General features: G+C 59.4%; 23 protein-coding genes. 10 read left to right on the top strand and 13 right to left on the bottom strand.

Going from position 1 to position 23,407, the window contains the following annotated elements; translation table 11 throughout:
• Positions 1-362: Gfo/Idh/MocA family protein (locus AC3AYF_RS01595; RefSeq protein WP_487779327.1), on the bottom strand; the 362-nt coding region annotated here is incomplete at its 3' end.
• Between the two features lie 225 nt (positions 363-587).
• On the opposite strand from AC3AYF_RS01595, the gene AC3AYF_RS01590 reads away from it, so the two are divergent.
• Positions 588-1,586, top strand: coding sequence for a LacI family DNA-binding transcriptional regulator (locus AC3AYF_RS01590; protein ID WP_487779326.1), 999 nt, complete (start codon positions 588-590; stop codon positions 1,584-1,586).
• A 194-nt stretch (positions 1,587-1,780) separates the two neighbouring features.
• Here the strand turns inward: AC3AYF_RS01590 and AC3AYF_RS01585 are convergent, their stop codons facing one another.
• The 3 genes from AC3AYF_RS01585 to AC3AYF_RS01575 form a co-directional block, all read right to left on the bottom strand.
• Entirely contained in the window at positions 1,781-2,170 is a 390-nt protein-coding gene (locus tag AC3AYF_RS01585) for a GFA family protein (RefSeq protein ID WP_487779325.1), read from the bottom strand.
• Between the two features lie 445 nt (positions 2,171-2,615).
• On the bottom strand, positions 2,616-3,080 hold the full coding sequence (locus AC3AYF_RS01580) for a GNAT family N-acetyltransferase (RefSeq protein ID WP_487779324.1): 465 nt from the start codon (positions 3,078-3,080) through the stop codon (positions 2,616-2,618).
• Positions 3,081-3,127: 47 nt separating this feature from the next.
• Positions 3,128-4,639, bottom strand: a complete 1,512-nt coding sequence (locus AC3AYF_RS01575; RefSeq protein ID WP_487779323.1) for a DUF2252 domain-containing protein — start codon at positions 4,637-4,639, stop codon at positions 3,128-3,130.
• A gap of 55 nt (positions 4,640-4,694) precedes the next feature.
• Between AC3AYF_RS01575 and AC3AYF_RS01570 the strand changes: the two genes are divergently transcribed.
• The 5 genes from AC3AYF_RS01570 (at position 4,695) to AC3AYF_RS01550 (ending at position 8,341) form a co-directional block, all read left to right on the top strand.
• Positions 4,695-4,898, top strand: a complete 204-nt coding sequence (locus tag AC3AYF_RS01570) for a DUF2256 domain-containing protein (protein ID WP_365677061.1) — start codon at positions 4,695-4,697, stop codon at positions 4,896-4,898.
• A gap of 326 nt (positions 4,899-5,224) precedes the next feature.
• A complete protein-coding gene (locus tag AC3AYF_RS01565; RefSeq protein WP_295037160.1) occupies positions 5,225-5,782 on the top strand; it encodes a TetR/AcrR family transcriptional regulator in 558 nt (185 codons plus the stop codon).
• Between the two features lie 51 nt (positions 5,783-5,833).
• On the top strand, positions 5,834-7,057 hold the full coding sequence (locus AC3AYF_RS01560) for an MFS transporter (protein WP_295037158.1): 1,224 nt from the start codon (positions 5,834-5,836) through the stop codon (positions 7,055-7,057).
• A gap of 32 nt (positions 7,058-7,089) precedes the next feature.
• Entirely contained in the window at positions 7,090-8,028 is a 939-nt protein-coding gene (locus AC3AYF_RS01555) for an alpha/beta fold hydrolase (protein ID WP_295037156.1), read from the top strand.
• A 79-nt stretch (positions 8,029-8,107) separates the two neighbouring features.
• Entirely contained in the window at positions 8,108-8,341 is a 234-nt protein-coding gene (locus AC3AYF_RS01550; RefSeq protein ID WP_365677063.1) for a winged helix-turn-helix transcriptional regulator, read from the top strand.
• Between the two features lie 117 nt (positions 8,342-8,458).
• Here AC3AYF_RS01550 and AC3AYF_RS01545 read toward each other — a convergent pair whose 3' ends face one another.
• From AC3AYF_RS01545 to AC3AYF_RS01515, 7 genes are all read right to left on the bottom strand, one after another.
• Entirely contained in the window at positions 8,459-9,580 is a 1,122-nt protein-coding gene (locus tag AC3AYF_RS01545; RefSeq protein WP_295037154.1) for an NADH:flavin oxidoreductase, read from the bottom strand.
• A gap of 124 nt (positions 9,581-9,704) precedes the next feature.
• Positions 9,705-10,589: an alpha/beta fold hydrolase gene (locus AC3AYF_RS01540; protein WP_295037152.1), complete on the bottom strand. Its 885-nt coding sequence runs from the start codon at positions 10,587-10,589 to the stop codon at positions 9,705-9,707.
• A gap of 250 nt (positions 10,590-10,839) precedes the next feature.
• Positions 10,840-11,859, bottom strand: a complete 1,020-nt coding sequence (locus AC3AYF_RS01535; protein ID WP_295037151.1) for an alpha/beta hydrolase — start codon at positions 11,857-11,859, stop codon at positions 10,840-10,842.
• A gap of 80 nt (positions 11,860-11,939) precedes the next feature.
• Complete coding sequence (locus AC3AYF_RS01530) at positions 11,940-12,368, bottom strand: organic hydroperoxide resistance protein (RefSeq protein ID WP_295037149.1); 429 nt, start codon at positions 12,366-12,368, stop codon at positions 11,940-11,942.
• Between the two features lie 188 nt (positions 12,369-12,556).
• Positions 12,557-13,984 carry a YfcC family protein gene (locus tag AC3AYF_RS01525; protein WP_295037147.1) on the bottom strand — a complete coding sequence of 476 codons (1,428 nt, stop codon included), beginning with the start codon at positions 13,982-13,984 and terminating at the stop codon, positions 12,557-12,559.
• 87 nt (positions 13,985-14,071) lie between these two features.
• A complete protein-coding gene (locus tag AC3AYF_RS01520) occupies positions 14,072-15,103 on the bottom strand; it encodes a succinylglutamate desuccinylase/aspartoacylase family protein (protein WP_295037145.1) in 1,032 nt (343 codons plus the stop codon).
• A gap of 97 nt (positions 15,104-15,200) precedes the next feature.
• A complete protein-coding gene (locus tag AC3AYF_RS01515; protein ID WP_295037143.1) occupies positions 15,201-16,097 on the bottom strand; it encodes a LysR family transcriptional regulator in 897 nt (298 codons plus the stop codon).
• Positions 16,098-16,714: 617 nt separating this feature from the next.
• On the opposite strand from AC3AYF_RS01515, the gene AC3AYF_RS01510 reads away from it, so the two are divergent.
• Both AC3AYF_RS01510 and AC3AYF_RS01505 read left to right on the top strand, forming a co-directional pair.
• Positions 16,715-17,704 carry an MBL fold metallo-hydrolase gene (locus AC3AYF_RS01510; protein WP_487779322.1) on the top strand — a complete coding sequence of 330 codons (990 nt, stop codon included), beginning with the start codon at positions 16,715-16,717 and terminating at the stop codon, positions 17,702-17,704.
• Entirely contained in the window at positions 17,589-18,986 is a 1,398-nt protein-coding gene (locus tag AC3AYF_RS01505) for an amidase (RefSeq protein ID WP_487779328.1), read from the top strand. The genes AC3AYF_RS01510 and AC3AYF_RS01505 overlap by 116 nt, the downstream gene beginning before the upstream one ends.
• A gap of 274 nt (positions 18,987-19,260) precedes the next feature.
• Here AC3AYF_RS01505 and AC3AYF_RS01500 read toward each other — a convergent pair whose 3' ends face one another.
• Entirely contained in the window at positions 19,261-20,160 is a 900-nt protein-coding gene (locus tag AC3AYF_RS01500) for a LysR family transcriptional regulator (protein WP_295037137.1), read from the bottom strand.
• Between the two features lie 135 nt (positions 20,161-20,295).
• Between AC3AYF_RS01500 and AC3AYF_RS01495 the strand changes: the two genes are divergently transcribed.
• Together AC3AYF_RS01495 and AC3AYF_RS01490 are read left to right on the top strand one after the other, a co-directional pair.
• Complete coding sequence (locus AC3AYF_RS01495) at positions 20,296-21,213, top strand: MBL fold metallo-hydrolase (protein ID WP_295037135.1); 918 nt, start codon at positions 20,296-20,298, stop codon at positions 21,211-21,213.
• A complete protein-coding gene (locus tag AC3AYF_RS01490; RefSeq protein ID WP_295037134.1) occupies positions 21,210-22,199 on the top strand; it encodes an alpha/beta hydrolase in 990 nt (329 codons plus the stop codon). Before AC3AYF_RS01495 ends, AC3AYF_RS01490 begins: the two co-directional genes overlap by 4 nt.
• 76 nt (positions 22,200-22,275) lie before the next feature.
• On the opposite strand, the gene AC3AYF_RS01485 is transcribed toward AC3AYF_RS01490, so the two are convergent.
• Positions 22,276-23,256 carry an AraC family transcriptional regulator gene (locus AC3AYF_RS01485; RefSeq protein ID WP_487779321.1) on the bottom strand — a complete coding sequence of 327 codons (981 nt, stop codon included), beginning with the start codon at positions 23,254-23,256 and terminating at the stop codon, positions 22,276-22,278.
• Positions 23,257-23,407: the final 151 nt, after the last annotated feature.

Below are 23,407 nucleotides of genomic sequence, written 5' to 3'. Positions count from 1 at the left end.
TCCGCCAGGGTGGTCGCCGCCGGCTTCTCGCAGAAGACATGGAAACCCGCCTCGAGCGCGGCCTGGCTGATGGGCACGTGCAGATGGTTGGGGGTGACCACGACCAGTACATCCATGCGCTCATCCTCGGGGAGCTGGCGCTCGCCATCGATCAGCGACTGCCAGTCGGGGTAGAGGCGCCGTGCCGACAGGCCGCAGGCCTCGCCGCTGCGGGCGTTGTTGCCGGGGTCGCGGCTGAAGTTGGCGCAGACCAGTTCCAGCTCGCCGTCCAGGGCGGCAGCCAGGCGATGCACCCGGCCGATGAAGGCGCCTTCGCCCCCCCCGATCATGCCCATTCGCACGCGCCGTCTCGTTGTCGTCATTCGTCCTCCACAGGATGCTCGGCTGGGCCGTCTCGACCAGTCTGATCCTTTGATGTAACCGGTTACATTTGACGGTAAGCTAGTCATCCAAGGGCGGAGTATCAATGCGACCTAGGTCGCAGGGCCTTCGCCGGTGGGGCGATGAGCCCGGAGTGCCGATGCAGTAGACTGGCCCGCGGCATGATGCCGAGATGGTCGACGAGACGAGGAGGTTCACAGCCAGGCATGACCAATATTCGCAAGGTGGCCGAGCTGGCCGGTGTGTCGGTGGCGACGGTATCGCGCACCTTGAAGACGCCCGATATCGTGTCGCCGGCAACGCGCGACAAGGTGCTGGTCGCCGTCGAGCAGGCCGGCTATCGCCCGAATCTCACGGCGGTGCAGTTTCGGTCGCAGCGGACCCGCAATCTGGTGGTGCTGGTGCCGATCATCGCCAATACCTTCTTTGCCCGGGTGATTGGTGGCATCCAGGAAGCGGCGCAGCAGCGGGGGTACGGCATTCTGCTGTGCAACACACTCGGCGATGAACGTACCGAACGGGCCTACGCCGGCCTGGTGTCGACCCGCCAGGCCGATGGCCTCATCCAACTGCGCGCCTATGATCCCTTCACGACATCGCGCGGCAAGGCGCGCCCGCCGATGGTCAACGCCTGTGAAGTGCTCGACGAGGCGCCGTGTCCCACCGTCAAGCTGGACAACCGCGCCGCCGCCCGGGCGGTGACCGAGCATCTGCTGGCACTGGGGCAGCGCCGTATCGGCATGATCAAGGGACCGCGCAACAGCCCCTTGACCCGGGATCGTCTGCTGGGCTTCCAGGATGCCCTGGCGGCCGCCGGCCTGATGCCGGACGAGAGCCTGTGGTGTCCCGGCGACTTCACGCCGCCCTCGGGCCATCGGGCGGCGGGTGAGCTGCTGTCGCGAGCCGATCCCCCCACGGCGATCTTCTGCGAGAACGACGAAATGGCCATGGGCGCCATGCGGCGCATCAAGGAGGCGGGTCTTCGGGTGCCAGAGGATATCTCGGTGGCGGGATTCGACGATATCGCCTTCGCTTCCTTCTGCGATCCTCCCCTGACGACCATCGCCCAGCCCGCCGAGGATTTCGGTCGCGAGGCCGTGGCCCTGTTGCTCGACATCATCGATGACCGGGTTGACGCAGCGGATGAGCATCGCCTCATGCCCTTCGAACTGGTGATACGAGAGAGCACGGGGCCGGCCGCTTGATCCCGGCGGGGGTGAGACGAGCCAGTTCACCCCCACCAGGGACGAGCTATTACTGGGTCGAGACGTCGCTGCGGAGCGATGTCGCAACCGAAAACCGCCGTGATGCTTGACTGGCCGGGCGCGCGACATCGCGCCACGGCGCAGCCGCTCGTGATGGCTCGAGACCGTTGTGGTCCGGTCGTCGTCCTGCTCGGTTAGGTGTCAGCCCTGGGCAGCGTGCGATCTCGTTCGTGACGCTCCGCGAGTGGAAACGGCGGCAACCAGTGTTCACGCTGAATGGTCCATAGCTCATAGGTCGGCATGAAGCGATCGGGTACATCGAGCGTGCCCAGGTGGACTTCGATCTCGCCATCGCTCATCGAGAAGACCGAAGAGCCGCAGGTGGAGCAAAAGTAGCGTCCCTGATACTCCTGCGGCTCGCCTTCGATGGTCACTGCTTCCGCGAGGTAATTGGCGGCGGCATAGAAGAGCGCGCCGTGATGCTTGCGGCAGTCCATGCAGTGGCAGATGCCGACCCGAAGAGGCTCGCCATGCGCAGTGATTCGGATTTTGCCGCATAGGCAGCCACCAGTTGATGATTTCATGGTCGATTATCCTGATGAATCAGAAACGTTGTCGCCTCTCGGCCCCTGCTTGAATCACCGATGCACCCCGTCCAGGCGTTCGAACGCACTCGGGCGTGGTCCTCACGGGATATTTACTAGCTCACGATCGTTGGTCAGCCGTCTCCTCATTCGGCGCCTCCCGTTGTGGTTGCAGCGCCGCTTTCTGTTCCGCCCATTGCAGCAGGGCATCCGATGCCGTTCACAGGGCCTGGCCCATTCGGGCAGACGATATTCCACCGTGGGCGGTACCAGCGGGTGGGCCTTGCGGGTCACCATCCCGTTCTCAAGGGCTTTGGTGCGAGGGGCGTGTGTCTTTCTGGCTCAGACAAGCGATGGTGAACGCGGCCCAGGTCTGCGGCCCGGATGACTACGGCCTCGAATTCGTCTACAAGAGCTGGCAGCACGAAGGGAGATCGACTCGGTTTCAGCCCAATGCCTTGTGCATGAGGTAGAGATCGCATTGCGGATACTGGACGATGCCAGCGTGCCGCCACCCGTATCTGGCGTAGAGGTTTTGGCTGTCTTTGGTCGTCAGATAAAGCGCGCCTTCGCCTAGGCGCTGTGCCGCGTGTTCCACGGTCTGGATCAACAGACCCGCAATGCCGTTGCCGCGATGATCGGGATGAACGAAAACGGCGGCCAGCCAGGGTCGGAGCTCAGGGCGAAGATCGCAATCGTCATCGAACAAGCTCGCCATGCCGACCGGCCGATCACCGATATGGGCCACGAAAGTGAGCGGGATGTTCTGATCACCGGCGGCCTGCCTGAAACGCTGCAACGTGCTTTCGAGTGTGCGCGTCGAGCCGACGCCCCATTGACCGTAGGTCCAGGCTGCGCAGGCATCGATGAAGTCTGGGCGATCAACGAGCGAGCTGATCGTCACCGGCATGGAATTATCCAACGCGCACCCCGTTCCGTTGGCGGCTGGAGGGCCTTTCACCGGTGCACCCAGTCCAGATGCTCGAACGCGTCCCGGGCGTGGTCCTCGCGGAACATGGCGTGGTCGCGGCGCAGGCGGTCGGCGGCCTCGGTGGCGAATTCCACCATGTCCCCGACGAACAGTGCCGGTGGGCCGATGGCGTTGAGGATAGCGGGCTCGATGTCGTAGTCGAGCTTGCCGGATTCGTCGGAGAGGGCGTGCACGGTGGCGAGCACGCCGCCGCAGATATGGGCGTACGCCTTCCATTCACTCTTGGAGAGGTCGTCGAGGTCGATGTCGTCGCGGAATGGCGCGCGCTCGCGGGATAGATAGCTGTGCCCCTCGAACGTGACGTGGCCGTAGAAAAGATCGCCGCGTATCAGGTGCACGGCCTGGGCATGGCTGACGCGTTCGGCTAGGGAGTCCATCTCGTAGGCGGAGGGCGGTACCAGGCCGGACAGGGCGGAGCGCCGGGCTTGCTTGTACTCGATGATCAGATCGTCCGTGCCGTCGCGCCGGGGGCCTTCGATCAGCACGTAATAGCGGTTGAGACCCAGCGAGGCGGTGCCCTGGCCGAGACGTATCGCCACGTCCTTCACATGCATGCCCTGCTTGTCTCGCCCCTTGGCACGTGCCGGCACCTCGATCTCGTTCTCCTCGACCAGCCGGTCGGTGATCGCCTGGAATTCGTCACGGCGCGACGAGATCGGCACCAGTTTCCTGGTCGGACGGAAGCCGCTGCGCGTCTCGTTCAGGTAGTCGTCGGCGAGCCACTCGGCGCGGTCTTCATCGGCATCCTCGAACAGCTGGCGGATGAGTTTCGGGGCGTTGTCGTGACGCATCTCCTCATCCTGCTCGGTGCCTTCGCGCGCCAGCCGCTCCATCGTCTCGAGATAGCCCTGCACGAAGCGGCGCACGACCTTGGGGCGATGCTTGGGCTTGAGCTCGCCCTCGGTTTCGGAAGCGATCATGAAGCCGACCGCGCCGCGTTTGATATCCCAGGTGAAGGGCGCGTAGTAGGCCTCGTCGAAATCGTTGACCGAGAAGATCGGCACGTTGTCCATGTTGGGCATGACGCCGAAGTTGCCGGGGTGAACGTCGCCGAGGGCGAGCACGGTGGGCATCCAGGCGTCGTCGCCGGCCATGTCGCGGTAGAACAGCAGCGCCGTGCCGCGAAAGAACGAAAACAGTGAGTCGGAGAGCTTGTCGAACTTGGCGCCGGCTTGATCGCAACCTTCCGCGATGCGTGTCTGGTGATCCTCGCGCAGCGTCTGGCGCACGTGCCGACGACGCTCGAACCCGGTCAGTGCGCGCGGGCGCAGCACGAATTCGCCGGCCGCCACTGCCTCGGCGAGGCGCTTGAAGGTATCGAAACGCGTCGCCACCACCGGGGCGGCGGCCTCCTCGAACGACTGCCGCTCGAGCGCCGCCGCCAGTTCCGCCTTGCTCATCTTCGAGCGCCCCGCGATCTCCTGCTGTCGAGCTCGTTCGTAGAGTGCCTTGAGCGTCGGTTCCGATTCATGGCTCATGAATCCCCCTGCCTGTCCTGGCGACCGTGATGTCGTTGTCTCCTAGTCCATCAGCATGCACGACTTAGGAGGAGGGTGCATGTTAGCTATGTTGATCCGGCTATCTTCGGGAGACGCCTTGATGCCGCATCGCAAACCTCAACGACCCATCAATATCTGTGCGGTATGCCAGCGCCCCTTTGCTTGGCGCAAGAGGTGGGCGCGAGATGGGGAGAACGTCGTCTACTGCCCGGCACGATGTCGATGCGGGAAGGAGTGACGACATGGGGGCATCTAGCGCGGGCTTGCCACTTATCGCGGCCTCAGTGCGTTACATCGCGGCTCAATTTGAAGGTTGAAAATATCACCTCGTATAATAGCCCATTGTCGTGGTGCACAATCTTGATTTGGCGCTGCACCTTCGGTCTCTGCTGCCATCATGAGGCGCACATAAGTAACGAAGCGCGCCGTTCCCTAGGCGAGAAGAGTCGACTACGACTAACACCGCGCTTGACTTGGGGAACGATTATTCTCTATAGTTTGCCCATGAGCACATCAGCCATCAAAACGAAAAGCCGACCCTTAGGGCGGCCACGTGAGTTCGATATGGACAAGGCGCTGGATGCCGCGTTGATCGTATTCCGTGAGCGCGGATACAACGCTACGTCCATTTCGGATCTGCGGGCTGCCATGGGACTAACCGCCGGCAGTCTGTACAAGGCCTTCAAGGACAAGCGAGCGATCTTCATTGCCGCACTGGACCGCTATATCCAAGCACGCGAAGCAGAGCTCGCCCGCCATCTTGAGCCGGCACGGACTGGCCGCGAGAAAGTGTTGGCCACATTGCGCTGTTATGGGGATGTCTCGCATGACGTCGAGGGCCGGCGTGGTTGCCTAGTATTGGGAGGGCTGACCGATATCGACACATTCGATACTAAATTGGCACATCGCTTCCGCCAGGCGCTCTCGCGGATCGAGCAACTGTTCGTCGGCTTCATCGAGCTAGGCATCCAGGATGGGTCCTTACCGAACCATCTCGATATCGAGACGTCTGCTCGTTATCTGCTGTGCACGGTGGAAGGTATGCGTGTATTGGGCAAGCGTGGGGCCAACGCGGCCGAGATCGAAGGCATCGTCCTACAGGCCATGCGCAGTCTCGGCTAATTTTTTTGCCTCATTAGGAAACAATCATTCCCTTTTAATGGCCGCTTCGACATGTTCAACGTTCCAAATATCAAGCGTTCCCATCTTCAACCCCGTTACAAAACCTATGGGTTCATCGTGATGGCGGTGATCTTCGCCATTGGTATGGCGGGCACAACGCTACCAACACCTCTCTACCCTCTCTATCAGCGCCATTTGAACATAAGCGAGTTGATGGTGGCCGTGATCTTTGCGACCTACGCCTTTGGTGTGCTGGGTGCACTCATCATCACCGGACCGTGGTCCGATCAGGTTGGGCGCCGGCCGATACTATACGCTGCCCTGGCTTGTGCGGCAGCCAGTTCGCTGTTGTTTCTGTTCGGTGGAGCGTTGTGGGTTTTGCTGCTCGGTCGTGCGCTGTCGGGGTTATCCGCTGGTTTGTTTACGGCTACAGCGACGATCGCAGTCATCGAACTAGCGCCTGACAGACAGAAAACATTTGCGGCGATGCTGGCCGCCGCAGCCAACATGGGCGGCTTGGGTCTTGGTCCCCTCCTGAGCGGGACGATTTCTCAATATCTGCCAGGGCCTTTGCATCTTGTATATCTGATCTACCTGATGCTTTTAGTGGCAGCCGGCGTGTTTCTTTTCCATTGCCCTGAAACGGTCGCACGGCCATCCCATCCTAGACTGCGTCCACAGAGCCTAGGGTTGCCGACAAGCGTACGCGCAGTGTTTTTCCCGTCGGCCATCGCCTGTTTCGCTGGTTTTTCTTTACTAGGACTGCTGACCTCGCTGGAGCCGGCGATTCTTGGCAAGGTCGTCGGTATCTCCAATCGGGCCGCAGTGGGCAGCCTGATCTTCGTCGTCTTCATGGCCTCGTTGGGTGGGCAGTTCCTGCAGCGTCGGCTTGCCGAGGAGGCTCGGTTGCCTCTGGCCTGTGGCGTGCTGATTCTGGGCGCCGGGTTGCTGGCCATATCCCTAATCGGTAATTCCGTGACGCTTCTGATCATCGGTGCCACCGCGACCGGTCTGGGGCAAGGAGCGATCTTCGCTGCCAGCATCGTGGCCGTCACTACTGCCAGCCCAGCAGGCAAGAGAGCCGAAATCACCTCATTGCTTTTTGTCGTCGTTTATCTCGCAGTAGCCGTGCCGGTCCTGGGTCTTGGCATTGCTATCGAATACATAGGCCTGCGTGCAGCAGGTATCACATTCTCGGTTCTGGTCATGCTGCTCTCCATCGTTGCAATGGCCGTTCTTAAGATGCGTCGCATCAAGGCCGCCGTCGCCATCTGACGGGCATTTTTCCATCTCAAAAGGAGACTTTCATGAGCACTATTCCTTCCACCGATTCCACTATTAGTGAGTCCGGTAATATCGAACTCTCTGAGTTCTGGCAGCACTTCCGCCACCGTCATGTCCAGGTCGGAGGCGTCAACATGCACTATGTCGAGGGTGGCTCCGGTAAACCTGTGCTACTGATCCCCGGCTGGCCACAAAGCTGGTACGCATGGCGCTACGTCATGCCGGCACTGGTAGCAGTAGGACGGCGAGTTATCGCTATTGATCCACGGGGGCTGGGCGACTCCGATAAACCCGCCCATGGTTACGACTTGGGTACCGTGGCGAAAGACCTTCACGGCTTCGTCGAGCATCTAGGACTTCTGGCTGACGGGCCGCTGGATGTGGCAGGCCATGATGTCGGTGCGTGGATCGGCTATGCTTGGGCGGCTGATTGGCCGGATGATATCGGGCGCCTAGCCCTTTATGACGCCGCCTTGCCTGGTATTACACCCGCGGGGCCCGGGGGCACTCCCTCGGAAGAGGTCAACACCCGGACCTGGCACTTCGGGTTCAATCGGCTCACAGATATCCCCGAGTTGCTGGTTCAGGGGCGCGAGAAGGTCTATCTGGACTGGTTGTTCACGTCGAAAATGCTCAACCGGTCAGCGATCACACCTGCCGATCTGGATGAATACACGCGAGTGTTCAGTGCACCTGGTGCCGCTCGGGCCGGCTTTGACTATTACCGGGCGCTGTTCAACGAAGGCGGCATAGCTCAGAACCGGGAGCGTGGGGCGCGACAACTGAGCATCCCGGTATTGGCGTGGGGCGCCAGCGGAGGTGTCGGTAACGTGCTGTTGGATACCCTTAAAAGCGTTGCCGACAACGTGAGTGGTGGAACGATCGATGCTTGTGGACATTACGTGCCGGAAGAGGAGCCCGACGTAGTGATCGAGCAATTGACCACCTTTTTTGTTGACTAGCCTGTTCGATAAGGGGTCGTATCCAAGTAAACGCTGCATAAATCCCGCCGCAGTGGTCTGGCTACTACTGGTGCCCAAGATGCTGGTAAAGAAGCTGCGCGCACTTGGGCACCATGCATTGACAGAACGTAGGTTTTATGCCGGCACCCCACCTCGAGTGGAATATCGCTTGAGTGCTTCCGATCGCAGTCTTGAGTACCCGCTGGCTGTACTGCTCGAATGGTCTGTCGGACAAGAGAAGCAGATTTACGAAGCCTCCACTACAGGAGACGAGATGCGTGCTGACTCAGTGGTGCGAGTCAGCATCCCGTAGCGGCCTATACCGGTGATGGCAGCGCTGCCTGCCACCGCCCACTCACCGCATCGACTCAGATGAAGCTCGAAGCTCGAAGCGAGGTTCTGGACAATGGATATCCCTATCCAACCAGGCTCAATAGAGCCGATCTAATGCTCCCTTTTCGAAATCCAGCAAAGCGCCTTCGTCACCTTCGCGAATCTTGGCCACCCACTCAGGGTCGTTGAGCAAGGCACGCCCGACCGCGATAAGATCGAATTCGTCTCGATCGAGCCGTCGCACAAGATTGTCGAGAGAGGCTGGACTCGAACTCTCGCCAGCAAAAGCGCCCGCGAAATCGCCGGACAAGCCGACCGAACCCACGCTGATAGTCGCTGCCCCTGTCAGCTTCTTGGCCCAGCCCGCAAAGTTCAGACCTTCCTCGCCATCCACCTCAGGGAATTCCGCCTCCCAAAAACGCCGCTGTGAGCAATGCAGGATATCCGCACCGGCCTCGACTAGAGGCATCAACCAGTCGTGCATCTCATCGGGCGAGTTGACCAACCGGACGGAGAAATCCAGCTGTTTCCACTGACTGAGCCGCAGGATGATTGGCATGTCTTCACCAACAGCAGCACGCACCTTCGCCACGACTTCGGCGACAAAGCGCGAACGTGTTTGCAGATCCGATCCGCCGTAACCATCGCTACGAAGATTGGTGGCACCCCAAAAGAACTGATCCAGCAGGTACCCGTGGGCGCCATGGAGCTCGACGGTATCGAATCCCAGCCGTTTTGCATCGGCCGCCGACCGACCGAAGGCATCGATGGTGTCGGCTATATCCTCTTCGGTCATTGCCCGGCCGTACGATTGGTCGGGTCCGGCTAAGCCAGAAGGACTTTCCACAGGTACTTCAGGCGTCCAGTTGGACTTGGAACTGGCTGCCGCCCCGACGTGCCAGAGCTGAGGGCCCATGCGGCCGCCGGCGGCTTGAACGCTATCGATAACTCGCTGCCATCCAGCCAGCGCAGCCTCGCCATGGAAGAAGGGAATGCAGGGCTCGTTACGGGCGGATGGCCGGTCGATCACGGTGCCCTCCGATAGAATCAGGCCGACGCCATGTTGGGCTCTGCGGCGATAGTAGGCGACCACGTCGTCATCTGGCACACCTCGTGGCGCAAAGTTTCGAGTCATGGGCGCCATGACGATGCGGTTGGGAAGCGACAGTGATTTAAGTTGGAATGGCCGAAAAAGTGGTTCTACAGCGGAAGCGACCATGATGAACTCCTCAAAAAATTCGTTAAATCACGAAGTTTATATTGGGTAACGCGACTCGCCATGGAGAAACTTTAAAGAGGGCGGCCCTATCGCCTCGCCATTGCCGGCGATACGGTCTCATAGGCTAGACAGTATCGATCCAGGACGTTACCGCTGCATTGAGATCATCCGGTCGATCCTGCATGATCCAGTGCCCCGTATCGTTCCAGACATCGACTTTCGATTTATCGTTTGAGAACCATGGGCGCATTCGATCTGCCTGTGCTTGATCGCGACACAGATGATAAAAGGGCATATTCAATTGTTTGCAGAACGTCGCGCTGGATTCACCAACCCCTACTTGATCCGATCCCATGAACAAGGGGCCGAACGATTCGCGAACGGCAATTTCCGACATTCCTTTGACTCGCCTTGCATGCCAGCTCTTAAAGGCTGGGTCGGTCGCCTTGTCGTAGACTTTCTCGAACAAGGCTGAAGTTACAGCATCAGGTTCTTTCGCTTGCAGGGCCTGCGTTACCTTCGCAAAAGCTTTCCCTACCTGTTCCGAAAAGCCAAGTGACCCATCAACGGACACGACGGCCTTGACTAGATCCGGTCGTTTGGCAGCAAGACGAGCCGCAACCTGGCCCCCCATCGAGTGCCCCATGAGAGTAAATTTCTGACCAGGATAGTGAGTCGTAATCAACGACTCGATGTCACGCACATAATCCTCTGGTAGGTAAGCACCCGAGGGCATGACCTCGGACCAGCCATGTCCGCGCAAATCCACCGCAACAACGCGATACTTACTCTCAAAAAGTGGTAATTGCCAACTCCAGTCATTGGAATCGCATGTCCAACCATGCAATAGCATAAGATTTTCACCAGTGCCCGTCTCGGTGAAAAAAAGTTTTGCCGGCGAGTTATTGGCAGCCAGTGTGACAGGTATTGGGCTGGCAACTAACGTCGCTGCTGCGCCTGTCAACTTGAGCAGGCTGCGTCGAGAGAGGTTGTAGTTGTCTGAGTTCATCTTCGATCCTCAAAAATTTTTAATATTTCCGAATTGTCTTCTGGGCTGGTCCGGCACCCAGAGGTTTGGTTCAAGCTAAGTAGTGCTAGGGAATGGTGGGCAGAAATAGAAGAATAGCAGGTAAAGTGAGCCAAACTATCCTAGAAAAAATGTACCCACCATGCGGCACCTGACATCTATGTGTAATCAAGGGGCGGGGAAATTTTACGGCACTTGATCTATGCTGCCTTATCGTGCATAGGGATGGCGTTTACTTAAGATGTACTTTCAGTTCTTCACCAGCCTGACGCATCGCAGCCTGTACTTCGGGCACGTCGCTTAACGGATTCAGCAGGCCGTAATCGTGGATCATACCTTCGTAGCGTACCGCAGTGACCGGCACGCCAGCGGCATCGAGCTTGGCGGCATAGGTCTCTCCTTCATCGCGCAGTACGTCATTGCTTGCGGTCTGAACCAACGCGGGCGGCAGGCCCTTGAGCTGATCCAGGCTGGCACGTAGCGGTGACGCATGGATGTTGTCACGTTCCTCAGGGTCGGTGGTGTAATTATCCCAGAACCACTCCATCATCGGCTTGGTCAGGAAGTAGCCCTGGTCGAATTGGTTATAGGAATCGGTATCAAAACTGGCGTCCGTCACCGGCCACAGCAGCGCCTGGTACCTTAGCTGCGGGGTGCCGTTCTCTTTCGCCATCAGGCTGACAACCGTTGCCATGTTTCCGCCGACACTATTGCCGGCTACTGCCAGCCGCGATCCGTCGACGTTGATTTCATCGCCATGCTCGGCTACCCAGCGGGTGGCACGGTAGGCTTGGTTAATGGCCACCGGATATTGGGCTTCCGGTGAGCGCGTGTAGTCGACGTAGACTGCTACCGCGCCAGAATTGACAACCAGGTCACGAATCAGCCGCTCGTGGGTGGGGAAATCACCTAGCACCCAACCGCCGCCATGGAAGAACATGAACGCGGGCAGTTGGTCCACGATGCCCTCGGGACGCACGATCCTGAGGTCAATCTGCTCACCGTCGATCGTGATCGTCTTCGCTTCGACCGTGATGCCGGAGAGGTCGACCTCGACCGAGGACTGGGCGCCGCTCAGCACCCCACGGGCGTCCTTGGGCGAAAGTTGCTCGATCGGCGTGCCGCCGCCGGCAGCAAGCTGGTCAAGGAAGGCCTGAACGTTGCCTTCGACGTAGGGGGCATCAGCCGCAAAGGCGCCGCTAGTGACGATGGCGGGTGCAATACCGGCGAGAAGTTTACTGGTCATTTTCATTGCGCAATTCCTCTTTCTCAGGGTTAGGAGGTGGCCGCCAACGCTTCATACGGCGCGGCCAGCCTCCGTTCGGGCTCAGCTCAGACATGGACTTCCAGGGATACGTCGATATTGCCGCGGGTAGCGTTGGAGTAGGGGCAGACGATATGGGCCTGATCAACCAGTGCCTGGGCTTGCTCTTGGTCCAAGCCGGGCAAGAACATGCTCAGCGTAACTTCAATAGCAAAGCCGGTCGGAACCTGGCCGATCCCGACGCTACCCTCGACGCGCGTCTCGCTCGGTAGCTTGACCTTCTCCTGGCCAGCGACAAACTTGAGCGCGCCGAGGAAGCAGGCGGAGTACCCTGCTGCAAACAACTGTTCGGGATTGGTACCCTCGCCGCCAGCGCCGCCGAGTTCACGCGGCGTTGTAAGACGCACGTCGAGTTGATTGTCGGAGGAGACGGCACGGCCGTCACGGCCGCCGGTAGCTTGTGCGTGGGCTCGGTACAGTACTTTCTCGATCGTCATGGTGTTTCGCCTTGCAGTGCGTTGTAGGTAGACCTACTAAAAGTGGGTCGCGATTGACCTGTGCCGGGAAATGGCCGAATGGCACTGTTCCTGTTCGACAGGAGTAATACTGACGTGCCTGGCTGGAACGGAAGCTAGGCGCAAATGACATTTACCGGGTTAGAATCGATAGATATATTTGTTATAGGTCACCCCTGCCATTGCAAGATCTGCGCCAGAATTAGAAATGCCGTGGCGGTGACGATCCAGAGCAAGAATAGTGGCAGGAAAAACCGCACCCATTTCGACCATGGCACACCGGCGATGCCCAGTGTCGCCATGAAATAGCCGGCGGTGGGATAGACAATGTTGCTCATGCCGTCGCCAAGCTGGAAGGCAAGTACCGCTGTCTGTCGGGTGACACCAACGATATCTGCCAGTGGCGCCATGATTGGCATGGTGACGAGTGCCTGGCCACTACCGGAAGGAATGAAGAAGTTGATACCGAGTTGCGCGGCGTACATACCGATGGCAGAAAAGACTGGTGGTAACTCGCTGACCAGTTGCCCCATGACAAATACCATCGTATCCAGCACGTGGCCATTTTCCAGAACGACCGCCACACCACGTGCGATACCGACGACCAACGCGCCCATCATCACTTCTCGACAGCCGTCGGTGAACGACTCACAGATGACCTCTCCCGCCAACCCCGCAGCAGCGCCGATGAGTAGCGTCATCAGTATGAACAGGCCCGAGATTTCAGTCATGTACCAGCCTAGGCGGGTCACCCCAAAGATCAGGAGTCCAAGGCATCCCAGGGCGAGCAGTGCTGCCAGCCACTGACGCTTGGAGAGACGAGAGCTAGAATGACCTGCAATCGCCTGATATCGCTCTCGCTTGTCGCGCTCGGTTGCGTCATGTGCCATCAATCCTCTTGCGGGGTTGCGCGCCAAACAATGGGCGTAGCGCATGATATAACCGATCGAGATTGTCAGTAGCACGGCCAGCAAAGTAATGCGGAATGAGTAGCCCGAATAGAGAGGCAAATCGGCCAATTGTTGAGCGAGGCCAGTGTTTAGCGGATTGAAGACGCCTACCGAATAACCCAGCCCGGTGGCACACAGGGCCACGGCGGCGGCAACGACCGAGTCGTAGCCGAGAGCGATCAATAACGGCAACAGAATAGGCACGTAAACCATCGATAGCTCGGGGACGCCGATGAACGTTGCCAGTAACGCGAAGACAATCATCAATGTTGGGATCAGCAGTAGGCGGCGATCGGAGAAGCGCCGGCTTAAGTTTTCAACGCCCAACTCGATCAGGCCCGTCCGTCGTAGTACCGCAAAGGCACCACCAACGATGAGAACGAAGAACACTATCTGGGCCGACCCAACGAGTCCGCTCGGTACGGCGAGCATCAAGTCCATGAAACTGGCAGGAGAAGCGGCCACGTCGTGAAAGCTGCCTGGATCGATGACGGGGCGTCCCTCGGGCCCTGGGATGCGCGCGTACTCTCCGGCGGGGATCCAATGTGTCGCCAGGGCGGCCATGCCGATGCAGAGCAACAAGATGATGTAGATGTGCGGGAGTCCGACACGACGCCGCTTATCGGTTGGTCGTGAAAAGGTGGTCATAGTAGACCTCCTATTTTTTTATTGATGTTGTTTGTCGCTGTCACTCGGTGTGTCGAGAAGACGATAGGCCGAGTGACAGCAGTGAATTCATTCGATGAGCGACTTGTCGACTTCCGCCGCCAGTACGCACAGGCAGTCGCCTGCATCGACACCGGCAAAGGTGCGCGCACAGACCACGATGCCGTCGCTTTCAACGTAAAGCTCGCGCGGTGGCTGCCAAGGCTCGTAAGGGTCATAAAGACGTCCGGCCAATTGGCCCTCGGTGACCGTCTCCCCCAGACGGAAGCAGGGTTCGAACATCCCCGGCCGGGGTGTGAAGAGGTAGTGACTATGTCCCTGTACTGCCAGCCACTGTGTTTTTCTCGAAGCCGATGGTGGTGCAACCGCGATCATGCCCAAGCGATGAAGCACCCTGGCCAGACCGCTCTCGACGATCTCGAGGCAGTCGGGATCGCAGCGCGATCCGCCCCCCAACTCTCCACCCAGGAACCAGATGCCTGCACGTGCGGCGGCGCTTGAGTAAGTGCGATCCTCGCCCAGCATATCCAGCGCCATGGCACGAGGTGCCGAGAAGGCCTCGATCAGCGCCAGATAATCGCCACTGGTACCGGCGTCGGCCGGGGGAAATGTCAACAGCGTAGGCAGGTGGTCGAAAGATGCACCACCAGCGTGCAGGTCGATGGCGCCGTCCACTCGTGGAAACAGTTCGTGCTCGACGTAATGGGCGATCATCTCGGTGATGCTCCCATCCCGCCGCCCTGGAAACAGACGATTGAGGTTGCCCCCGTCGATGGGCGATGTACGCGATGCATTCAAAACGGCTGGCAGATTGAGGGAAGGAATGACGATCAGCGTGCCGCGGACACTTTCATCTTTCAGACGCTGCACCAACTTGATGAGAGCGACCGGGCCCTCGTACTCATCGCCATGATTGCCGCCAGTCAGTAGTACACGTGGCCCCCCTCCTCTGCGTATGACGGTAATTGGAATCGGGATATGGCCGTAAGCAGATCGGTCCCGGGAATAAGGCACCTGTAGCGAGCCATGCTGAACGCCATCGCGATCGAAGTCGATCTGGGTCGTGATTAGGGTTGGCGTATTGGTCTCGGCGTTAGACATTGGCATACCCGTACAACGGAACTGATGCCATTACCATGGGCCGATGCGAAAGATAAAAATAATACTTATAGGTATTCAGCGTGATGCCTAAAAGGCATCACAAGCTGGCTCTGCACTCCGCTTCGATAATTGCCAGAAACGAGCGTAGTGCAGGGTTTGGATTCGATGCCGCATGAATAAAAGTTAGTGTGAGCGGTATCGAGAGATCTTCTAGCTCGACCAGCTCGACCAGTGATGGCGGACGAAACCGGTTGGCCGAATTGACGATGGCGGCTCCCATGCCTGAGGAAACCAACGAGAGGATGGCGGTTTCAGTCTCTGCGGTCTGGGTGCTGTGCAACGGTACTCCCAGTGACAGGCAGACGCTTTGGAGACGGTCAAAATAGGCGGGGTAGACCGGGCGCGGGAAGGTGATGAAATCCCTGTTCGCCAGATCCTTCAGTTTGCGAGGGGGTGCTGTTTCGGATAGCCAGGCGCTGGGAAGCGCGGCAACCACGTCATGCGTGTCCAGCGTTAGCGTTTCCATGCATGGTGCTATATCACCAAACGGATAGATGAAACCACCATCCAGACGTCCACTTTCCAATTGGACGATTTGATCGCTGGAGTTTAGCGGTAATAATTCGAGATCGACGTCGGGGGCATGCAGTTTGAAACGCATGAGTATCTGCGGTAGGAGACCGCCCCAGGTCGCGTTTTCCACGAAGCCCAGTGAGAGCCGCCCGCTTAGCCCCTGAGCCATGCGACCGGCGTGCACTTTGGCGTCCTCGACGTCTTCGAGGAGCCTCTTTGCCCGACTCAGGAACATCTCGCCCACTGGCGTCAGCTCGAGTCCTCTGGTGGAGCGCAAGAACAGCGTCGCACCCAGATCATCTTCAAGGTCATGGATCTGACGCGACACCGCTGGTTGGCTGATGTGAAGCTGTTCGGCCGCTTCATGAACGCTGCCGCGCTCGGCAGCCGCCACAAAATAGCGCAGATGGCGCAGCTCCATAGGAGAGAGTCCTTATCGGATGTCAATCTGTGCCTAAGATGCATGAACACTGGCAATAGCGCCACTCAAGCAATGATTGGGATCAGTTCACTTCTGTCGAGGCCCGGAGACTCGACGGCGGCAACGTGCAGTATTGAGCGCTTGGCATCGTCGATCGCTATCGGTTGAGGCGGCCAGGGCAAGTCGTGCAGTTGATATGGTCAGACGCTCTTGTTAAGCCTCATGGGTGCGCTGCCATGCTTCTCTGCCGAAACCTGACGTTCCGGCTGACCTAGCTCACGGCGACTCGATCGCCATGTGTCCCCAGCGCCTCGAGCATTGATCGACGTCGTTAAAATGCGTGACTGACAATATTGTCTGTCTAGTCGTATTCGCTTGAATCGTCGTATGTTTTAGGTATCTGGTGCACTTGTCCAGACATTCGATGAGTCGAAACTGGAGGCTATCGTGTTGAGTTCGACATACCGACTTATTCAGCGAAGCGTTGATGCTCCTTGGGCATCGACTGGGACAGCCAAAAGCATTGGTCGTGTTTTGGGACGAGCGCGATACTGGCGCCACGAGAACGCTTTTTCCCTCGTATGCTCAGACTTAACCATTATCGAGTAGGTGGTGCTATGCCCGAGGTTAATCATTATCGAGTAGGTGATGCGGAAGTCACTCGAGTGACCGAGCAGGTCGCACGATTTCCAGCTGCGCAGCTGTTTCCAGATCACCAGGACGAACTGGCAGCAGCCACCGATGTGCCGCATACAGCCGCTGTATCGATTCATAGTTGGATCGTGCGAACGCCGCGGCGTCTGATCGTGATCGATACAGCCACGGGGAACGATCGAGACCGCGGTGGCAACCCGTTGTTTGATAACTTACAGACTCAATATGCCGAGCGACTTTCCGCGGCGGGTGTCGATCGGCATGCCGTCGATACTGTGCTACTGACACATCTGCACACCGATCACGTGGGCTGGAACACCTATTGGAACGACGGTCGTTGGCTGCCGATGTTTCCTAATGCGCGTTATATCTTTTCAGCATTCGAACTCGATCGCTGGCAACGTGACCCGGCACACGCCACGATCCTGAGCGACAGTATTCAACCCATACTGGATGCAGGGCTTGCCGAGACCATCGATCCATCGGCTGGAACGGCGCTCGACGAGTTGCTGACCTATTATCCATCTCCAGGGCACAGTCCGGACCATGCCTCGATCGCTCTGATGTCGCAGGGTGAGTACGCCTTGTTCGGTGGTGACGTCATGCACCATCCGGTTCAGACGCGTTATCCCCATTGGAACTCCACGTTCTGTGAAGACAAGCCTCGTGCTGGCACCTCCAGGGCGTGGGCGCTCGACTGGTGTGCAGAACATGATGCGTTGTACTTCAGCTCACATTTTGCCGAGAGTTCGGTCGGTCGCATCACACGGCCGTCAGTCGACCCGACGCACTACGACTGGCGCTTTGTGTATCTAGAGGGGAAGGTTTCGAATGCCAATCGAAAATTTTGCCACCGCCTCGATCGATACGCTGCTTGCCGGGCTCGATGCTCAGCGCTGGCGAGCCATCGACTTGGTCGAGGCGGCCCTCGCTCGCATCGAGACGCTCGATAAGCAAGGACCGACGCTTCGCGCCGTTACCTATGTCTTCGCAGACGAGGCGCGCGCCGCCGCAGCCGCTAGCGATGAACGTCGCCGTATGGGCTACTCATCGGGCCTGTTGGAAGGTATTCCAATACTCGTCAAGGACAACATGGACGTGGCCGGGTGGCCGACAACCGCCGGATCGTACGCGCTGATCGGTCTGATCGCCCAGCAAGATGCCGCGGTCGTGCGACGTCTGCGGCACGCGGGTGCCGTGATCGTTGGCAAGGCCGCGATGCATGAACTAGCCGCTGGCATTACAGGCGCCTCTTCGCTGACGGGGTTTGCTCGTAACCCCCATGCGTTGAATCGGTCGCCCGGCGGCTCGAGCAGCGGGGCAGCGGTGGCCGTGGCCGCAGGCTATGTGCCGCTGGCGATCGGCAGCGATACGGCTGGCTCCGTTCGTATTCCGGCGGCTTTCAACCACCTTTACGGATTGCGTGCCTCGCGCAGCGCATTGCCGCTGGGCGGCATTTTACCGCTATCCCCGACACAGGACATGCCAGGGCCGATCACCCGTTATGCCCCCGACCTGGAGCGTGCTTTTGCTGCGCTGTCAGGTCAGCCCTACCCCATATCCAAAGTGGGGACCGATTTCTCGATCGGTGTGCTGGACGCCTGGTTTGGCGATGAGCAAGCCGCCAGCCGCGACATTGCAGCCATCGCGTACCGAGCTTTGGCGCGATTCGAGACGCTTGGCGTGCGTTGCTCACCGATCGAGTTCCATGACCTGAGAGACATCGTCGACAGTGCGAACGTCATTGCCTATGAATTTGCCTCCGCGTTGACCGAGGACCTGGCGGCACGGCCCGATAGCCCTGTCGATTCGCTAAAGACCATCGTCGAGCAAGGGCTGCACCACGAACAGATGACGACGGTGCTACATGACCGTGCCTATCATGCAGGTCCCGACAGCCCGGAGTATCAGCAGGCGCGTGCGCGCCAGGATGCGCTGCGCGAGCAGATCGAAAGCGCAATGGCAGACCAAGGGCTGGATCTGCTGTGTTACCCAACGCTGCGGCATCCGCCTGCCGAACTTGGCGGAATCCAAGGCGGCAGCAATGCGATGTTGGCGCCAGTGACCGGTATGCCTGCCATCTGCCTGCCGAGTGGATTGGACAGTCAAGGCTTGCCCGTCGGACTCGAGCTCCTGGCACGTTCGGGTCATGAAGCCATTCTGTTGGCGGCGGCCCACGCGTGGGCCGAGACGAGCAGTGGATGGTCGTTACCCAGGGCGATCCAGAATCAGTGAGTGGTCTAGGATGCCGGGGCCACTGGTCAGGATGACGGCTGCTTCGCGACGGCTCTTGGCGCTCATCAATATGTCCTTAAGCAAAACCGCCGTTGGCGCGGATAACCTGCGTGTTGATCCAGCCCCAATGCCTGCCCACCAGGAAAGCATGGGGGCCGGTGACCTCTCCCTGTCGGCTGCGCGACTCATCGGGCAGCACGCGCGCAAGCACTTCGATTCCGGCCTTGGATGCGATATAGATACCGCTGACATTGTTTGCGATGGTCCAGAGCCTCTACCTGCGGGATTTGAAGAGATCCTGGACCCAGTCTACGAATACTCGCACTCGCTGGGCCGGGATTCGCGTGGACGGATAAGCGACCTGTACCGGCGTGCGGCCACAATCCCAATCATCCAGGATCATCTCGAGCTCGCCGGACGCCAAGTAGGGCGCGGCGAGCAGTGCGTAGGTAGTGGTAATACCCAAACCCTCGCGACATGCGGCGAGTGCGGCCCGCGCGTCATCGACTGTCAAATGATGGTCAGTGCAAGGGGAAACGCTTTCGCCACCACGGGTCAAGGTAGTTCGAAAGGCTTGGCCGGTTCGAGGGGACACGACCTGGATGCGCGTGTGCTGGCCAGCGAGTTCCTCCGGATGCTCAGGCCTGCCACGAGTGGCGAGATACGCCGGGCTGGCCAGAGTCAAAAAGGCCAGTTCGGCCAGCGGCCGGGCGATCAGGCGGTCGTCGATTATCGAGCCGATCCGGATGACGCAATCGATGCCGCGCTCGATCAGGTCGGACGAGCGGTTGTCAATTTTCAGATCGATAGCGATATCGGGATATTGGGCAAAGAAATCGGGCAGGGCGGGGATGATGATAGATGACGCGAGCGTGCCTGGCACGTCGACGTGGATCGTGCCACGCGGCCGGCTTCGCGCACCCGCCACATCGGACTCCAAAGCGTCGGCGTCGGCGACGAGTTGCTGGGCGCCCAAGTAATACCGACGCCCCTCCTCGGTGACGGTCATGCGCCGGGTGGTCCGGTGCAGAAGCTGGATCTGTAACTCTTTTTCGAGCTCTTGGACGAGGCGCGTCACTGTTGGCCGGGGCAGGTCGAGTTGTTCGGCGGCCCGGCTAAAGTTACCGGCATCGACCACACCGATAAAGGCGCGCATGGCAGCGAATTTATCCACTGGGCTTTCCTCTCTGCGCGTATCCAACTGATTGTTGCATTTGCGCGACAACTGTTTTAGCGCGGCGGTGGTTGGTCGGTAGCAATGCTGGGTGCATTCTGCGCTGCACCATTCGAAACTGCAGCGGTTATGACTATGAGTTCATCCGACCCGATTTTTGAAGCAGAAGTTTATCAAGTGGGCAATACGCGGATTACACGTATTGTCGACCAACCCTTGGAGAACAACCCCGCCACTCGACTCTATCCTGACTGGCAATATTCGGCAGTTAAGCCATACCTGGGCGCGCTGACGTCCCATGACCTGACCGCCGATCGTGCACATTTCAATCAGAGTGTGCATTGCTGGCTGGTGCAGACGCCGCACCACACCATCCTGATCGATACCGGGGCCGGAAACGACAAGCGGCGTCCCGACAATCCGATATTCGACCGGCTGGATACGCCGTTTCTCGACAACCTGGCCAGAGCCGGGGTCCAGCCAGAGGACGTGGATTATGTGTTGCTCACCCACCTGCACGTCGACCACGTGGGCTGGAATACCCGTTGGCAGAACGGCGCCTGGGTACCCACGTTTGCCAATGCGCAATACGTATTTCCAACCGAGGAATACCGATTCTATTCCAATCCGGCGAATGTTCAGCCGCCAAGCTACGGCAGTTTCGAAGATAGCGTACAGCCGATTATCGACGCCGGGCTGGCGAAGACGATCGAGCCCGACGGCCGCGAAGTGGTCGACGGCCTAGCCTTCCACAGCTCGCCGGGGCACAGCTACGCGCATGCGTCGATCAGTCTGTTGTCGAACGGCGAGTGCGCTTTGTTCGGTGGGGATGTGCTGCATACCCCGGTCCAAGTGTACTGCCCGGACTGGAACTCCGTGTTCTGTGAATTTGTCGAGCCGGCGCGCGCCTCCCGCTATTGGGCGCTGAATCATGCGGCCGAACATGACGCTCTGTACTTCAGCACGCACTTCGCGGCACCTTCCGCCGGCCGCATCACCCGACGCGGGGACGGCTACGCCTGGCAGTACGAAGAATCCGGAGCAAGATCATGAATCAGAACGCAACCCTAACAACCTTTTCTCACCCAGCGTTGGCCAGCCAGTCGTGGTTCATCGACAGCGATACCGCTGGTGTCCAGCTATACCTGCGTAACCGCCGGCGCACCCATATCGAGGCGTTTGGTAGTGAACGTACGGTGATGCTCATGCACGCTGCGACCTATGCCGGTGACAGTCTGTTTGACGTTGCCCACGGCGAGACGGGGTCATTCATGGATTTCCTCGCGATGCGTGGTTACGACGTCTATTCGGTCGATGTCAGAGGCTATGGCGGCTCGACGCGACCGCCGGAAATGATGGCGCCGTCCGATGCCAGTCCGCCGACGGTCAGCACGGAGACTGCGATCAGCGACCTGAGCCGCGCGATATCTCATGTCATCGAACGAAACGGTCTCTCGCAGTTGAACCTCATCGGCATGTCATGGGGTGGTACGGTGGCGGGCGCGTATGCTGCACGTGTTCCCGAACACGTGCACAAGCTTGGGCTGATCGCGCCACAATGGATTGATAGCAGATCGGTGTCGATTGACACGGGCGGCGAGCTTGGCGCTTACCGCACCGTTTCCCGCGAGGCAGCACGCGAACGCTGGCTCGGCGCGGTGCCGGATGAACAGCGAGAGGCCTTGGTTCCGCGTGAGCTGGTCGAAAAGTGGGAACAAATCACGTTTGGCGCCGATGATGCGAATCCCTATCACGTGCCGAACGGGGTCGTGCAGGATAGGAGAGACTATTGGGCCGCAGGTCGCGCCTACTACGACCCAGGCGAGATCACGGCCCCGACGCTGTTGATCCATGGTGAATGGGACCGCGACGTGCCGCTGGACACGAACCAGGCTTATTTTCGCCGCCTCACTGGTGCCGCCTACAAACGCTGGATCGAGATCGGGCAGACCACCCACATGCTCATCCTTGAGCGCCAGCGGCATCAAGCATTTGATGGCATCGCCGCATTTCTGGATGAAGTGCTTACGGAAAACTAGAGGAATGGGCAACGTGACGTCGTTGATATATTGAGTGTTAGTGTCATCTCGCGATATTCAGCGCTTCTTGGCTTCCTCAATGCGACGAGACGAACGTCGCTGCGGCGTGGGCGGGCGGGATGGTGAACTCCTCCCGCATTCTTCTGGCTTCCGCCATCGGGCTTCTGCCGAAAAGGCGCTTGAACTCGCGACTGAACTGGGACGGGCTTTCGTAGCCGACCTGAGCGCTGGCTGCCGCTGCCGTGATGCCGTTTCTGACCATCAGAAGCCTCGCCTGGTGCAGGCGGGTGGACTTCAGGTACTGCATGGGCGAAGTGTGAGTGACGTCCTTGAAGTGCGCATGGAAGGTGGGAACGCTCATGCCGGCGCTGCGGGCGAGCTGTTCGACGTCGAGATCCGTCGAGTAGGAGGCGTGAATGCAGCGCAGGGCACGTGCCACCTTGCCGAACTGGCCCTGCATGGCCAGCGCCGCCCGCATCGAAGGGCCCTGATCGCCGGTCAGTACGTGGAAGTAGATCTCCCGCACCAGTGACGGACCCAGGATCTCGGCATCGAGTGGCCGGCTCATGGCGTCCAGGAAACGCAGCACCGCATCGCTCAGTCGGCGGTCCAGGGGCGTCGACATCATGCCCCGGGGGTTGGCGGGTTCGACACCACCGAGCTGGTCCAGCTGCAGCATCAGGTCGGCGGCGAGCTTGAAGTCCAGATGCATGTAGATGGCGAGCAGCGGCTCCCGCTCGCTGGCGTCGGTTTCCATGGTGAAGGGCACCGGCACCGAAACCGCCAGGTAGTGCTGTTCGTCGTAGAGGTAGACCTGGCCGCCGAAGAATCCCCGCTTGCGGCCCTGGCAGACGATGACGATACCGGGATCGTACAGCACGGGGGTGGAATCCAAGGGGCGGTTCGAACGCAGAAACCGGACGTCCGGCAGTGCCGTCAGGTTGTAGCCCTCATCCGGCGCAAGCGTCTTCAGCAGCGCGACCATCTCCTCCTGCCTGGCGTCGGGCTCGTGGCGATGGTGCAGGGTCGAGGAGGGTATCGGATCGCTACTGCTCATGGGGCCTGGTCCTGTTCTTGAAATCCGTTCTCGACGGGCTCGCCGAAGCGTTTGAATCCGGGTCATCGGGCGTTCGGGCGAGTTTGCCACGCTTTTGTCGGGGTAGAGACGAGGCAATGGCATGAAAAATAATAATATTAAAGACAAATAG

Source organism: Salinicola sp., assembly GCF_982684285.1.
This window is presented reverse-complemented; position numbering and strand designations above follow the sequence as displayed.